The 13,639-nt window shown below is 70.1% G+C and carries 12 protein-coding genes; 3 read left to right on the plus strand and 9 right to left on the minus strand.

The window, feature by feature from the left end; genetic code table 11:
* Positions 1–3: 3 nt before the first annotated feature.
* The 3 genes from tilS to dacB form a co-directional block, all read right to left on the minus strand.
* Positions 4–963: a tRNA lysidine(34) synthetase TilS gene (gene tilS, locus ACIA5G_RS05885; protein WP_395921052.1), complete on the minus strand. Its 960-nt coding sequence runs from the start codon at positions 961–963 to the stop codon at positions 4–6.
* The gene (locus tag ACIA5G_RS05890; protein ID WP_395921905.1) at positions 960–1,970 is read right to left on the minus strand and encodes a zinc-dependent metalloprotease; all 1,011 of its coding nucleotides are present in this window, start codon (positions 1,968–1,970) and stop codon (positions 960–962) included. Before ACIA5G_RS05890 ends, tilS begins: the two co-directional genes overlap by 4 nt.
* Positions 1,971–2,072: 102 nt before the next feature.
* Positions 2,073–4,397 (minus strand): D-alanyl-D-alanine carboxypeptidase/D-alanyl-D-alanine-endopeptidase, encoded by a 2,325-nt coding sequence (gene dacB / locus ACIA5G_RS05895; protein ID WP_395921053.1) that lies wholly within the window; start codon positions 4,395–4,397, stop codon positions 2,073–2,075.
* Positions 4,398–4,575: 178 nt separating this feature from the next.
* Between dacB and ACIA5G_RS05900 the strand changes: the two genes are divergently transcribed.
* A complete protein-coding gene (locus ACIA5G_RS05900; RefSeq protein WP_395921907.1) occupies positions 4,576–5,094 on the plus strand; it encodes an inorganic diphosphatase in 519 nt (172 codons plus the stop codon).
* 56 nt (positions 5,095–5,150) lie between these two features.
* On the opposite strand, the gene ACIA5G_RS05905 is transcribed toward ACIA5G_RS05900, so the two are convergent.
* The 6 genes from ACIA5G_RS05905 to ACIA5G_RS05930 form a co-directional block, all read right to left on the minus strand.
* A complete protein-coding gene (locus ACIA5G_RS05905) occupies positions 5,151–6,806 on the minus strand; it encodes an MDR family MFS transporter (RefSeq protein WP_395921054.1) in 1,656 nt (551 codons plus the stop codon).
* 179 nt (positions 6,807–6,985) lie between these two features.
* Positions 6,986–8,254, minus strand: coding sequence for a serine hydroxymethyltransferase (gene glyA, locus ACIA5G_RS05910; RefSeq protein ID WP_395921055.1), 1,269 nt, complete (start codon positions 8,252–8,254; stop codon positions 6,986–6,988).
* A 132-nt stretch (positions 8,255–8,386) separates the two neighbouring features.
* Complete coding sequence (gene rplK / locus ACIA5G_RS05915) at positions 8,387–8,809, minus strand: 50S ribosomal protein L11 (RefSeq protein ID WP_395921056.1); 423 nt, start codon at positions 8,807–8,809, stop codon at positions 8,387–8,389.
* A 39-nt stretch (positions 8,810–8,848) separates the two neighbouring features.
* Positions 8,849–9,373: a gamma carbonic anhydrase family protein gene (locus ACIA5G_RS05920; RefSeq protein WP_395921057.1), complete on the minus strand. Its 525-nt coding sequence runs from the start codon at positions 9,371–9,373 to the stop codon at positions 8,849–8,851.
* 28 nt (positions 9,374–9,401) lie between these two features.
* The gene (locus ACIA5G_RS05925) at positions 9,402–10,625 is read right to left on the minus strand and encodes a M14 family metallopeptidase (protein WP_395921058.1); all 1,224 of its coding nucleotides are present in this window, start codon (positions 10,623–10,625) and stop codon (positions 9,402–9,404) included.
* A 90-nt stretch (positions 10,626–10,715) separates the two neighbouring features.
* Positions 10,716–11,303 (minus strand): TetR/AcrR family transcriptional regulator, encoded by a 588-nt coding sequence (locus ACIA5G_RS05930; protein WP_395921059.1) that lies wholly within the window; start codon positions 11,301–11,303, stop codon positions 10,716–10,718.
* A 122-nt stretch (positions 11,304–11,425) separates the two neighbouring features.
* Here ACIA5G_RS05930 and ACIA5G_RS05935 point away from each other — a divergent pair, with 122 nt between their 5' ends.
* A complete protein-coding gene (locus tag ACIA5G_RS05935; RefSeq protein WP_395921060.1) occupies positions 11,426–11,881 on the plus strand; it encodes a GreA/GreB family elongation factor in 456 nt (151 codons plus the stop codon).
* Between the two features lie 383 nt (positions 11,882–12,264).
* Positions 12,265–12,474, plus strand: a complete 210-nt coding sequence (locus tag ACIA5G_RS05940) for a hypothetical protein (protein WP_395921061.1) — start codon at positions 12,265–12,267, stop codon at positions 12,472–12,474.
* Positions 12,475–13,639: the final 1,165 nt, after the last annotated feature.

Consider the following 13,639-nt stretch of genomic DNA (forward strand, 5'->3'; position numbering starts at 1 on the left):
GGGTCATTCCCCTCGGGTGGTGGGTTGGGAGATGACGCAGAGCCTGCCATGCGCCCGCCGCGCCTCCAAGTTGCCCGGCAACCAGACACCGCCCTGACCACGCCACCGGGCGACGAGGCCGTCGACCGCCCGCAGGTGCGCGTCGGTGAGCTCGCGCACACCCGATTGCAGCAGCCACCTGCGGATAACCCGCCGGCGGATCGTCGCGGGCTCGGCCGTGAGGACGCCGACATCCAGCCCTTCGGAGCCGCCCGCCCGGGTGAAGATCATGTCCGCCATTGTGTCCAGTGCCTCATTGTCCTCACGCAGTTGCGCGGCCGTGCGGGCCAGTGCGGCGGCGACCCCGCCGTTGAGGACGTCTTCCAGCAGCGGCAGGACCTCGGTGCGCAACCGGACGCGGGTGAAACGCGTTTCGGCGTTGTGCGGGTCCTCCCACGGTTCGACGCCGAGTTCCGCGCAGGCGGCCCGGGTGGTCGCGCGCGGCACCGCCAGCAGCGGACGGCCCCACGGCGGGTCGTGCGGGCGCATCCCGGCGAGGCTGCGCGGGCCGGACCCGCGGCCCAGCCCGAGCAGGACGGTTTCGGCCTGGTCGTCGAGGGTGTGGCCGAGCAGCACCAGGTCGTGCCCGGTCAAAGCGCCGTAGCGGGCCTTGCGGGCGGCGGCTTCCGGGCCGCCGGATCCGGTGACGTCGACCCGGCGCACCTCGGCTTCGTCGACCCCGAGGGACATCGCGGCGGCGGCCGCGTCACGCGCGATCTTCGCCGAGCCGTCCTGCAGGCCGTGGTCGACGACCAGCGCGCGGACGCGGTGGCCGCGATGGTGCCCGACATAAACGGTCGCCTCGGCCAGCGCGAGGGAGTCCGCGCCGCCGGAGACCGCGACGCACAGCTCGGCCGGCACTTCGACGGTGTCCAGGAAGCCACGGACGGCCCGGCGGACGGCCGCGACCGCCGGCCCGGTCATCCGTGCAGGCGCCGGACCCACGCGGCCGGGTCGGTGATCTCGGCGCGCGACGGCAGGGTGTTCGGCGACCGCCAGACGGCGTTGAAGCCGTCCATGCCGACGGCGTCCACAACGTGCTTTGTGAACTTCGCGCCTTCTTCGTACTGACGGATCTTCGCGTCGACGCCGAGCAACGCGCGCAGCAGCCGGTCGAAGACGCCGCCGCCCTTGCGCCGGGCGGTGAACCGCGAGCGGATCGTGTCGACACTCGGCACGACCTGCGGGCCGACGGCGTCCATCACGTAGTCGGCGTGCCCTTCCAGCAGCGTCGAGAGCGCGAGCAGGCGGTCGAACACCGCGCGTTCCTTCGGCGACTGGAGCAGCTCGGCGAGGTTCAGCTTCGGGCCTTGCTTGATCGCTTCGGGCAGCCGGCCGACCAGGTCGGACAGGCTGTCGCTGTTCCCGCCCGCGAGCCCGGAGACGAGCCGCTCGACCTCGTCGGCGAAGTAGTCGCGCAGCCAGGTGACCGCGGTGAACTGGAGCCGGTGGGTGCACTCGTGCAGGCAGACCCAGAGCCGGAAGTCGTGCCCCGGGACGTCCATCGCGCGTTCCGCCGCGACGACGTTCGGCGCGACCAGCAGCAGCTGGCCGGCCCGCTCGGGGCCGCCGAAGGGGTCGTACTGGCCGAGCACGCGGCTGGCGAGGAAGGCCAGCACCAGCCCGGTCTGCACGCCGGCGCCACCGGCCAGGATCGGCCCGAACGGCCCGCCCTGCTGCGGCAGCGCACGCCCGGTCAGCGCGTCCAGCCCGGCCGCGGCCGAGCGGACCCAGCCGGGCCGGTCGACGACTTCACCGGGCAGCAGGGGCAGGTCGAGCCCCAGGTTCGTCAGCTGCCGCACGTGGCCTTCGGCCTCCATGGTCAGCTCGCGCAGATCGGTGACGGCCGCCTCGGCCTCTTCGCGCGGGACCTGCGGGCCGCCGCGCACGAGCAGCGCGCCGGTCTGCGCGGCGAGCGACCAGTCGACCATGGGCCGGGTCTCGGTTTCCTGACTCACCCTTCCGACGCTACCTGCATCACAGGGGTTTCCGGCCACGACTTCCGCACGCTTCGCACACGAGGAGGTACGAGATCAGGCGCACCCGCATTTTCGGAGGCTGGTCGCGAGGGCGTCGACGGCGTCCCGGCCCGGCTCGGTGTCCGAGTCGTTGGACATGAACGCGAACACCAGCACCCGGCCGTCCTGGTCGAGGACCAGGCCGGCGAGGGTGTTGACGCCGGTGAGCGTGCCCGTCTTCGCGCGCACCCAGCCGCGGCCGTCCTTCGACGCCGGCGTGTCGAACCGCTTGTCGGCGAGGGTGCCGGAGCCGCCCGCGACCGGCAGGCCGGCCAGCACCGCCCGCAGCTTCGCGGTGTTCGGGTCCTTGCCCTCCGGCGCCGCCGCGGCGGCCAGGAGCTGGGTCAGCAGCTTCGCCGGGATCCGGTTCAGCCCGGAGATGCCGCTGCCGTCGGACAGCTGGACACCCGAGACGTCGAACCCGTGGTCCTTCAGCACCTTGATGGTCGCCGTGGCGCCACCGGCGTAGCTCGCCTCGGCGCCGTTCGCGAGCGCCACCTGCCGGGCGACCGCCTCGGCCAGGACGTCGTCGGACAGCTCCATCAGGTCGGACACCAGCTCGGTCAGCGGCGCCGACTTGACCTCGCCCAGCACCTTGGCGCCCTGGGGCGCGGTCGCCTGGCCGGCGGCCGAGGCGCCCAGCTTGGACGCGATCGACGACGCGAGCGCGCTGCCCGCGTTCGCCGTGCGCTGCGAGTTGTTGTCCTTGGGGCTGATCCGGCCGCCGTCGGCCATCACGGGCGCCATCTGCGTCGCGAACGTCGACGGCGCGTCACCCGCTTCCCAGCCGGGCGCGGTGGTCGGGCCCTTGAACAGGCTCAGGTCGACCTGCACCTTCTTGACCCCCGGCGCGGCCTTCTTGACCTGCGCGACGAGGTCGTCGACGTGCGCGGCGCCCGGGTACAGCGGCGACTCGGTGCCCAGCGGCAGATTGGTGATCGTCGTGTCGCCCCCGCCGACGAGGATCACCGTGCCCGGGTCCGCACCCTGCACGATCTTGGTCGACAGCCGCAGGTTGTGGTCCAGCGAAAGCAGCGCGGCGGCCGAGGTCAGCACCTTCGTCGTCGACGCCGGTGTGACCGGTGTCGACGAGCCGCGGTCCCACAGCACGGTGCCGCTCACCGGGTCGACCACGCTGCCGGTGAGCTGCCCCAGCGCGCCGTTCGCGGCCGCGGCGGCCAGCGCGGACTTGATGCCGTTTGCGGTCGGCGCCTGCCCGGCCGTTTGCGGCCCCTGCAGCTGACGGCTGGCGGCGACCGGTTCCGGGCTGTCGCCCTTCGGCGCGTTCGGCGCCCACGGCAGGCCCAGCCGGTTCGACACCTTCGGCATCGCGGCGGCGACCCCGCCGCCGGCCAGGACCAGCAGGACGACCACGACGAGCGCGATGATCTTGCCCTTGCGCCGCTTCTTCGGCGGCTCGGCGGCGGCCGGCTCGGGCGCGGGCGGCGGCTCTTGCCGCGGCGGCTCGGCGGGCGGCTCGTTCCGGGGCTGCGGCTGCTGCTGGAAGGCGCCGGGGAACTGGGTGGGCCGCTCGATCCCGACGGTCGCCTCGGCGTCGAACCGCTGCCCGTCCGGCTCGATCCGCTGCGGCCGCGCGAGCGAGCCCGCCGATGCCGACGGCACGATCCCGCGCGGCGGTTCCGGCGGCAGGCCGGGACGGCGTTCGCCCGGGTTCTCGCGCACGTCGATGCGCTGGGCCCACGGCGCGTCGGCGCGTTGCGGCTGAGGCTCCTCCAGCCGCTGCGGGGGTTCGTCACGGCGCTTCAGCTGTTCTTCGCGGCGCTGCTGCTCCTCGCGCCACACCTGCAGCTCTTCACGCCACTGCTGCGGCTCCTCGCGGCGTTCCTGCTGATCACCGGGCCAGACGTTGCGCTCGACCGGCACCACCGGCGCCGGCTTCTCCACCTCGATGAACTGGGTGCTCTCGCCGACCGGCTCCGGCTTCGGCTCGGGCTTCTCCACCTGGATGTACTGGGTGCCCGCTTCGGCGGGCTCCTCCGCCGGCGGTTCCTCCACCGGCGGTTCCTCCACCGGCGGTTCCTCCACCGGCGGCTTCGGCCGGCGGCTGCCGAGCCGGTCGGCGAGGTCCTGCTTCGCCGGGGTCGGCGGGGGCGGTGGCTCCTCGGCGGGCGCGTTGAGACCCGGGACGGGCTCGGGCGCGACGTTCGGCGCGAACCACGATCCCTTCGGCGCCTCACTGCTTGTGACCTTGGGCACGCTCGCCTGGTCCGGGTCGCCCTTCGGCGGGTCCGGCAGGGACATCGGAGTGGTCTTCCGCGCGCCCGACGACGAGCGGTCTTCGTCCGACGAAGGCCACATCGGCTGGTCGTTATCCGGCACCCACCACTCCTTCTCACCTGCCCCGGAAGGGGCCAAGCTCACATGCCGGGAGGCCGACATCGATGCGGCCCCGCAGCAGGCCGTAGTCCACACTAGGAGACGTCAAGACCGTCACCAAGGTTGCCGCCCGCGTCGCGCGGGCACGCCGAGATCTACAAAAGAAGCAGTGAGGGACGCCGTGGAGTTCGACGTCACGATCGAAATCCCCAAAGGGGAGCGCAACAAGTACGAGGTCGACCACAAGACCGGTCGCATCAAGCTGGACCGGACCCTGTTCACGGCCACGCAGTACCCGGCCGACTACGGCTTCATCGACGACACCCTCGGCCAGGACGGCGACCCCCTGGACGTGATGGTGCTCGTGCAGGAGCCCACTTTCCCGGGTTGCCTGATCCGCTGCCGCGCGATCGGCATGTTCCGGATGACCGACGAGAAGGGCCCGGACGACAAGGTCATCGCCGTTCCGTCGAACGACCCGCGCCTCGAGCACCTGCGCGACATCCACCACATGAACGAGTTCCACCGCCTGGAGATCCAGCACTTCTTCGAGGTCTACAAGGACCTGGAGCCCGGCAAGAGCGTCGAAGGCTCGTCCTGGGTCGGCCGCACCGAGGCCGAGGCCGAGATCGCCCGGTCGTACGAGCGGGAGACCGACCGCCTGGCCAAGGAGAAGGCCAACGGCGGCTCGGCGCACTGACGTCACGCGAAAGAGGCCCCTCGGACTTCCGAGGGGCCTCTTCGTCGTTCAGCGGGTCAGTGCGCCAGGGCCAGCGCCGGGGCGCCGTCCGCCTCGGCCTCCGCGCGCTGCTCCATCGCGGACTTGTCCGACAGCGGCTTCTCCTTGAGGAACCACACCAGCGCGAAGCCGACGGTCAGCACGATCCCGCCGACCAGGAACACCGTGCTCATCGACTCGGCGAAGCCCTGCAGGATCGGCCGGGCCAGCGTCGGGTCGAGGGTGGACAGGAACGACGTGTCGTTGACGTCCAGGCCGCTCTTCATCTGCTGCGCGAACTCCGGGTGCTGCGCCAGCGCCGACACGTAGGCCGGCGTGGTCATCGCCGAGCGGAGGGCGTTCGCGATCCGGTCGCCGACCGTGCCGAACAGGATCGACAGGAACACCGCGGTGCCCGCCGTGCCGCCGATCTGCCGGAAGAACGTCGCCGCCGAGGTGGCGACGCCGATATCCTGCGGGCGGACGTCGTTGGTCGCGGCCAGCACCAGCGTCTGCATCGAGGCGCCGAGGCCGAGGCCGATCACGAAGGCGATCACCATGACCAGGCTCAGCGACGTGTCGACGGTGATCGTCGACAGCGCGAACAGCGCCGCCGCCATCAGGCCGATCCCGGCCACCGCGAACATCTTGTAGCGCCCGGTCTTCGAGATCAGGCGGCCGCTGGTCAGGCTGGCGATCATGATGCCGAGCGTCAGCGGGAGCATCTGCAGGCCGGCCTGGGTCGGCGTCGCGCCCTTGACGATCTGCAGGTACAGCGGCAGCGACATCATCGCGCCGAACATCCCGGCGCCCTGCACGACGGTGACCAGCGTGGCCATCCGGAACACGGGCCGCTTGAACAGGCGCAGCGGCAGCAGGGCGGCGTCGCCCATGCGGCGTTCGATCCACACGAAGGCGGTCACGCCCAGCGCGCCGACGACGTACATCGCGATCGAAGCGGCCGAACCCCAGCCCCACTCACGGCCCTGCTCGGCGACGATCAGCAGCGGCACCAGGCCGGTGGCCAGCGCCACGGCACCCCAGTAGTCGACCTTCTGGTTCACGCGGGTGTGCGGGAGGTTGAGGACCTTGGTGACGACGACCAGCGCGGCCAGCGCGATCGGGACGTTGACCAGGAAGACCCAGCGCCAGCCGGTGATGCCGGCGAAGGAGTCGATGCCGGCGAAGAAGCCGCCGACAACCGGGCCCGCGACGCTCGAGATGCCGAACACCGCCATGAAGTAACCCTGGTACTTGCTGCGCTCACGCGGCGCGGTGATGTCGGTGATGATCGCCAGCGCGAGGGACATCAGGCCACCCGCGCCGAGGCCCTGGAACGCGCGGAACGCGGCCAGCTCGTACATCGACGTCGCCATGCCGCTGGCCAGCGAGCCGACCAGGAACAGCGAGATCGCCGTCAGGTACATGGGCTTGCGGCCGTAGAGGTCGGACAGCTTGCCGTACAGCGGCGTCGAAAGGGTGGCGGTGATCAGGTACGCCGTGGTGGCCCAGGCCTGCAGCGACAGGCCGTGGAGCTCGTCGGCGATGGTGCGCATCGACGACGAGACGATGGTCTGGTCGAGCGCGGCGAGGAACATGCCGAGCATCAGCCCGGACAGGATGGTCAGGATCTGGCGGTGGGACAGTTTGCCGTTCGTAGCGGCCGCTCCTTCCGCCGTGGTGGTGTCGCTCATGGTGGTCTCCCTCGGAAAGCCTTCGTCGTAGTTGCTTGTACCTCTCAACTACTTGTCTTGGTCAAGTATTCCGCGGAAGCTTGTATGATGCAATCAACTTTTCTGTGAGCCGCGTCTCCGCGCCCGGACGCGCCGAAGGCCACCTCCGAGCTGCGGAAGTGGCCTTCGGCGGACGAGGGTCAGGCGGAGTAACCCGGGATCGGGAACGGCGCCAGGAACTCGCGGATCTCCGCGGCGATCGTGTCCAGAGCGGACTCTTCGGCCGCCGCGGCCGCCGTCACCGTGCGGTCGATCCACTCCGCCACCTGCACCTGGTGCTCCGGCCGGAGGCCGCGGGTGGTGATCGCGGACGTGCCCAGCCGGATGCCGGACGGGTCGAACGGCTTGCGCGGGTCGAACGGCACCGTGTTGTAGTTCAGCTCGATGCCCGCGCGGTCCAGCGCCTGCGCGGCCGGCTTGCCCGCGACCGCCTTGTTCGTCAGGTCGATCAGCAGCAGGTGGTTGTCCGTGCCGCCGGAGACGAGGTCGTAACCGCGCGCGAGCAACGCGTCGGCCAGCGCGCGGGCGTTCGCGACGATCTGGTGCGCGTAGTCGCTGAAGTCCGGACGTTGCGCTTCACCCAGCGCGACCGCGATGGCCGCCGTCGTGTGGTTGTGCGGACCGCCCTGCAGACCCGGGAACACCGCCTTGTCGACGGCCTTCGCGTGGTCGGCGTCGGACAGGATCATCGCGCCGCGCGGGCCACGCAGGGTCTTGTGCGTGGTCGTCGTGATCACCTGCGCGTGCCCCACCGGCGACGGGTGCGCGCCGCCCGCGACCAGGCCGGCGATGTGCGCGATGTCGGCGACGAGCACCGCGTCCACCTCGCGGGCGATCTCGGCGAACGCCGGGAAGTCGATCGTGCGCGGGATGGCCGTGCCACCGGCGAAGATCAGCTTCGGCCGGTGCTGGCGGGCGAGGTCGCGCACCTGGTCGAGGTCGACCCGGCCGGTTTCCTTCGCGACGCCGTAGCGCACCGGGTTGAACCACTTGCCGGTCGCGGAGACGCTCCAGCCGTGCGTGAGGTGGCCCCCGTCCGGCAGCGCCATGCCGAGCACGGTGTCACCCGGCTGCGCAAAAGCCAGGTACACGGCCAGGTTCGCCGGGGACCCCGAGTACGGCTGGACGTTCGCGTGGTCCGCGCCGAACACGGCCTTCGCCCGCTCGATGGCGAGCAGCTCGACCTGGTCGATGAACTGCTGGCCCTCGTAGTAGCGCTTGCCCGCGTAGCCCTCGGAATACTTGTTGGTGAGCACGGTGCCGGTCGCTTCGAGCACGGCCTGCGAGACGTAGTTCTCCGACGCGATCAGGCGGATCTTGTCGTGCTGGCGCTTGGCTTCGTCCTCGACGAGCCCGGCGATCGCGGGGTCGGCGGCGGCGAGTGCGTTCAGTTTCGGCTGGTGTGTCATGGCGTACTCCGGCTCTGGAGTGGCCTTCACCCAGGCGCGCGGTGCCGGCCTCGTCGTCGCTTCCCGGTGGTGCTCCACCTCGATGGCGCCAGTCGCTGCTGCGGGTAAGAGCCTAGTCCGTGCTCGCGCACCTCAGTCCACGACCGCGACGCCCATGGACCGGGCGGTGCCCGCGATCGTGCGCATCGCCATCTCGACGTCGGAGGTGTTGAGGTCCGGCAGCTTCCGTTCGGCGATCTCCCGCAGCTGCTGCGTCGTGATCTTGCCCGCCACCTCGTGCCCCGGCCGCGAGGAACCCTTGTCCCCCAGTGCCTTCTTGATGAGGAACGACGTCGGCGGTGTCTTGAACCGCAGCGCGAAGGAGCGGTCCTCGAACACCGAGACGACCACCGGCACGACGTCGCCGCGCTGGGCCGCGGTCGCCGCGTCGTAGGCCTTCTTGATCTCGACGAGGTTGACCCCGGTCTGCCCCAGCATCTTGCCGAGGTCGACAACCGGGGCGTTGCCCGCGCTGAGTTCGAGGGTGACCTGGTGGGTGAGTTTCTTCGGAGCCATGCCCCGAAGCTAGGGTCTCCAGCTACTGGAGAGTCAACTTCAATCCAGGGCCTCGACGCCGGCCTTGTGCCGCTTCGCCAGGTCTTGGTACACGGGCGCGTTGTGCTCCACCCACAGCCGCGCGGAGTCGGTGAGCGGCACGAACTTCTTGGCCGGGCTGCCCATCGCGACGACCTCGGACGGCACCTCGGTGCCCGGCGTCACGGTCGCCCCGGCCGCGACCAGCGTCCGCTCGCCGATCTTCGCGTCGTCCAGGACCGTGGAGCCGTTCCCGATCAGGGCCTGCTCGCCGACCGTGCAGTCGTGCACCAGGCACTGGTGGCCGACGGTGGCGTTCTTGCCGATCTCGCACACCTTGCCCACGTTGACGTGCACGACCGAGTTGTCCTGGACGTTGGCGCCCTCCCGGACGATGATCTTGCCGAAGTCGGCGCGCAGCACGGCGCCGTACCAGATCGAGGCGTCCTTCTCGACGACGACGTCGCCGATGAGGGTGGCGGTGGGCGCGATCCAGGCGTCCGGGTGGACCTGCGGGCTGAGCCCTTCGAACGAGAACAGAGGCATGCCCGCACCCTAGACCGCGCCCGGTGCCTCAGCCGGTGATCGCCGCGTTGATCAGGATGTCGACGGCTTTGTCGTTGCGCGTCGTCTGCGGAACGATCTGGGTGTCGCGCGGGTAGAAGCCCGGGTTGCTGCCCTTCGGGTACATCTCGAAGGTGAAGCTCCAGATCTTGTGCGTCGCCCACATCCAGTCGTTGACACTGCCGTCGGTGATGTAGAGGTCGCTGGACTGCTGCGGGGTGTAGCCGTTGGTCGCCGCCATCTGCCGGCCGAGCGTCTGGAACTTCTGCGCCTCGGCCGCGGTCAGCCCCGGCGCGGTGTCGGCGTAGGTGTAGCCGAACGGCCAGAGCACCAGCTCGGAGTAGGTGTGGAAGTCGATGTGCGTCTTGATCTGCTGGACACCGCCGATCTTGCGCGAAGTGACCCAGTCGGCGACGGCCTTCGCCTCGGGCGCGGAGAACGGCGCTGTGCCGCGGTAGGTCTCACTGGACGTCGAGCCCGACGAACCACCGCAGCAACCCCACTGGTAACCCCAGTTCCGGTTGGTGTCGGTGCCGCTGCCCTGCCGGTTCTTGCGCCAGCTGTGGAACGTGCCGCCGGAGATGTCGTACTCCGAGCCGTCCGGGTTGACGCTCGGGACCACCCAGATCTCGGTGCTGTCGACCAGCCGCTTGATGGCGCTGTCGGTGGCGTAACCGCTGGTCAGCCGCTGCACGATGCGCAGGCACATCTCGGTGGTGAGGTGCTCGCGCGCGTGCTGGTTGCAGGTGAAGAGCACCTCGGGCTCGTTCTCGTCGGTGGCGGCGTTGTCGGAGATCTTGAGCAGCGACAGCGCGCGGCCCTGGTACGAGTTGCCCGCGCTGCCCAGCTTCGTCAGCGACGGGTAGTTCGCGACGGCCTTCTGCAGCTCGGTCTGCGTCTCCGCGTAGGTGTGGTAGCCGGTGTAGCCGGCCGGGAAGTCCTCGACGGTCTCGGCGCCCTGCGGCCGGTCGACCTTGCCGAGCGCCTTGACGTCGAAGCCGAGCGCACGCAGCTGCGCCGCTTCGGCCGGGCCGGCGATGACCGTCGTCGTCCCGCCCGTGCTGTCGAGGATGTCGGCGCCGGTCCGGGCGACTTCGGTGCGCTGCTGGGCCGAGCCGGTCCCGGCCACCTCGTAGACCTGGGGACCGTCCGGCTGGGCCGCGCCGGCCTGGCCGCCGGTCGTGAGCACCAAGAGGGCGGCCAGGGCCGCGGCCGTGCACGTTCGAGTGCGCATCACGTCTCCTGCTCTCGAGAGGATCCTTCGACCCTGGCCGGAGCCGGACATAACCCGCAATCCGTACGGGTACGGATCTAATGGGCGTTTCTAGCCGTAGTTCGCGAAGCAGAGCGCCTCGATGTCGGCACGCAGCGTCGTGAACGACCGTGGCCGCACCCGCTGCTGGACCACCGTGCCGAGCAGGTACGACAGCAGCGCCCGGGCCCGCGCCCGCGGGTCGTCGACGTCCAGCGGGGCGAGGAGCTCGGCGAGCAGCTCGGTGAGCGACGTCAGCATCACGTCGATGGCCTGCGGGTGCTGCGCCCGGCCGGCCGCGATCCAGTACTCGAACCAGAGGAACGCGGCGTTCGGGTTCGCGGCGAAGACGCGCAGGTACTCCTCGAGGACGGCGAAGAGCCGCTCGCGGGGTTCCGCGTGCTTCGCGGCGACCTCGCGCAGCCCCGCGGCGAAGGCGGTGATGTGCGCGGCCATCGCGCGGTCGATGAGGACGTCGATGTCGGCGAAGTAGTAGTGGATCGCGCTCTTGGTGAGCGGTCCGGCGTCGGCGATGGCCCGGACGGTGCAGCCCGCGAGCCCGTCGCGCGCGAGCACGACGCGGGCGGCTTCGACGATCTGTTCCTGCTTGGCCAGCTGGTTGGGAGAGAGCCGCTCGCTGCGACCCGGGACTGCGCTCACGGTGATTCTCGTTACCTTCTTCCTGGACGGCAGCCCCGAATCCTAGGGCAGACGTCCTGCGGGCGGCCTCCGGGTGAAAAACCGGATTGGCCACCCCGGTCCTTGCAGCGGACAATGCGCGCATGGTGATCTCAGGGGACAAGGGGCTCAGCCCGGCTGCGCGCAGCCAGCTGGAGAAGGAAATCGCGAACCTGCGCGCTCAACGCGAAGCTCTCGCGCCGCAACCCGGCGAGCAGGAGCGCACAGGCGACGCAGCGGACCAGGCGGACGTGATCGACCGCGCGGAGTCGGCGGCGCGACTGGACCGCCAGATCGCCGACCTGGCCGCAAAGATGGAGCACGGCGGCTACGGCAACGCCCAGCTCCCCGACGGCACAACGGTGACCCTCCGCTTCTCGGACGGCGACGAAGAGACGTTCCAGGTGGTGACGGTCCCCGGCGAAGACGCGGACGCGATCACTTCGGACAGCCCCCTGGGCCTGGCCCTGGTAGGCCGCAAGGCGGGCGACGAGATCACCTACCGAACCCCCCGAGGCGACGCCAAGGCCACGGTCCTGAAGGTAACGCCCCCGAAGTAAGCCCCCCAGCCCCAGCGAAGGCCGCCTCCACAAGAGGCGGCCTTCGCCGCGTTTTTGACCCATAAGGGTGGTTCCCCAAAACAAAATTCGGCAGCCAACACGGGAACGCAACCACGACGGGGGGCCGGGGGCGGAGCCCTCCGGACGGGGTGCGGGGCGGAGCCCCGCAAGATACGCGAAGCCAAAAACGGCCCCTGCCCTCGAGGGGCAGGGGCCAACCATTGGCTGAGCCGCCTAGGGGAATCGAACCCCTGACCTATTCATTACGAGCGGAATTCGTCGTCTGTTCGTGCAGGTCAGAGTTTGTTTTCGCGCTCGTCAAGGGGTGCGCGCACGTGCACGAACGTCCACAGACGTCCGGTGCCGTTGTCACGCAGTTAGTCATGCATCCGGCTCGCCGGTCACTCGGCAAACTGGGCGCTCCACAGGCACCGGAGAACGGCCGGCTGATCGACCTCCGAGCCGACTACGCGACCTCGCGCGAGCTGCTGACCGAAACCGGCGTGCGCGAGGCCCGCCCGCACGACGCTCGTCACACCGCGGCGACCCTGCTGCTGGCCCTTGGTGTGGACCCCGCGTCGTGGTGGAACTGATGGGCTGGTCGACCGAGGCGATGCGTCACCGCCACCAGCATATGACCGACATTATCCGGCAGGAGGTGACCGAACAGATCAAGACGTAGTTCTGGAAGGGGGCCGCGTGAGACCCGTTGAGACCCTCCCGCGGGGGCTCATGTCGGCGATCTGACGTCAGCGCAGCGTGACGCCAGATCGCCGACCTGGGGCCGGAGCTGAACGTGCTGGCCCCGGCTCATTCAGTGACCCCTGCGATGACTCCTTCCGTCGGAGGTCTCGCCGCTCCTACGCTTAGAGGCCGGTTGACGGTCCGACGTGTCGCAGCCGCTCGCATCCCGGTCCGCTGTCGTGTCGCAGGCGTTCGCGTCCCGGTCCGCCCTCGGCGGCGCAGCCGGGTGACGGCGCGAAGCCGCCCCGAGCTCCGAGCATCCACCACCAGGCTGCAGGGCGGGTTCCGACAGGGCGGGGCCGACGTGAAAGGAATCGGGGGTGACATCGATGCTGAGGCTGAACAGCCCAGCTCCCAGCACACCGATCACACCCGCCGTGGCCAGCCAGCGAGCCGTTCCGTCCGACTTACCGCCCGGCTGACCAGCGACCGGCGTCACTTCGTGCCGCTCGTCGATACGCCGAACGGAGCAATCGGAATAATCTGAGTACGTGGGGTTACCACGCAAGTACTGTGCGCTATTTTCCGCCACCCTATCGGAGCATCGGGTGTACGCCGCCTGCCGTCCGTCGTCCGACCGGTGCACGTCACCGTCGTGAGCTGGAACGTGACCACGATCAGGGCTTAGTGTCATCTTTGGTCCTTCCGCACATCGAGTAGGACCCGCCGCCGGACGGCATTGATCGATTGGCATCCGGCAGCGGGGAGATGACAAGCGAAGGACCGGGGCCGCGGGCCGTCGGGCGATGGCTCGCGGAGCGGGTTACTCGACGGATGCGAGCTGGAACTCGCAGCCGACCGAGTTGCCGGTGATAGGACGGCCCTCCGCGTGCGGAGGGCCGTCCGTCGGCATCTCGCCTGTTATCTCACGGAGAACAGTACTTGCCGAAAACTCCACTTGAGCAGGGTTTCCGCTGGCCAAAGCGATGAGGAGCCGCGAACCCACGGCAAGCGGTCCGCGGACTTCAGCCCGGGAGAACTCCGTCCGGGATCACCACATCGGCGCCGTCCTGT

The organism is Amycolatopsis sp. NPDC051758 (assembly GCF_044453095.1).
Lineage (GTDB): Bacteria > Actinomycetota > Actinomycetes > Mycobacteriales > Pseudonocardiaceae > Amycolatopsis.

Bases quoted from the DNA above. Each gene is read 5' to 3' on its own strand.
- tilS (WP_395921052.1), bottom strand. From the start codon at position 963: ATGACCGGGCCGGCGGTCGCGGCCGTCCGCCGGGCCGTCCGTGGCTTC.
- ACIA5G_RS05890 (WP_395921905.1), bottom strand. From the start codon at position 1,970: ATGGTCGACTGGTCGCTCGCCGCGCAGACCGGCGCGCTGCTCGTGCGC.
- ACIA5G_RS05905 (WP_395921054.1), bottom strand. From the start codon at position 6,806: ATGAGCGACACCACCACGGCGGAAGGAGCGGCCGCTACGAACGGCAAA.
- glyA (WP_395921055.1), bottom strand. From the start codon at position 8,254: ATGACACACCAGCCGAAACTGAACGCACTCGCCGCCGCCGACCCCGCG.
- rplK (WP_395921056.1), bottom strand. From the start codon at position 8,809: ATGGCTCCGAAGAAACTCACCCACCAGGTCACCCTCGAACTCAGCGCG.
- ACIA5G_RS05920 (WP_395921057.1), bottom strand. From the start codon at position 9,373: ATGCCTCTGTTCTCGTTCGAAGGGCTCAGCCCGCAGGTCCACCCGGAC.
- ACIA5G_RS05925 (WP_395921058.1), bottom strand. From the start codon at position 10,625: ATGCGCACTCGAACGTGCACGGCCGCGGCCCTGGCCGCCCTCTTGGTG.
- ACIA5G_RS05935 (WP_395921060.1), top strand. From the start codon at position 11,426: ATGGTGATCTCAGGGGACAAGGGGCTCAGCCCGGCTGCGCGCAGCCAG.
- ACIA5G_RS05940 (WP_395921061.1), top strand. From the start codon at position 12,265: ATGCATCCGGCTCGCCGGTCACTCGGCAAACTGGGCGCTCCACAGGCA.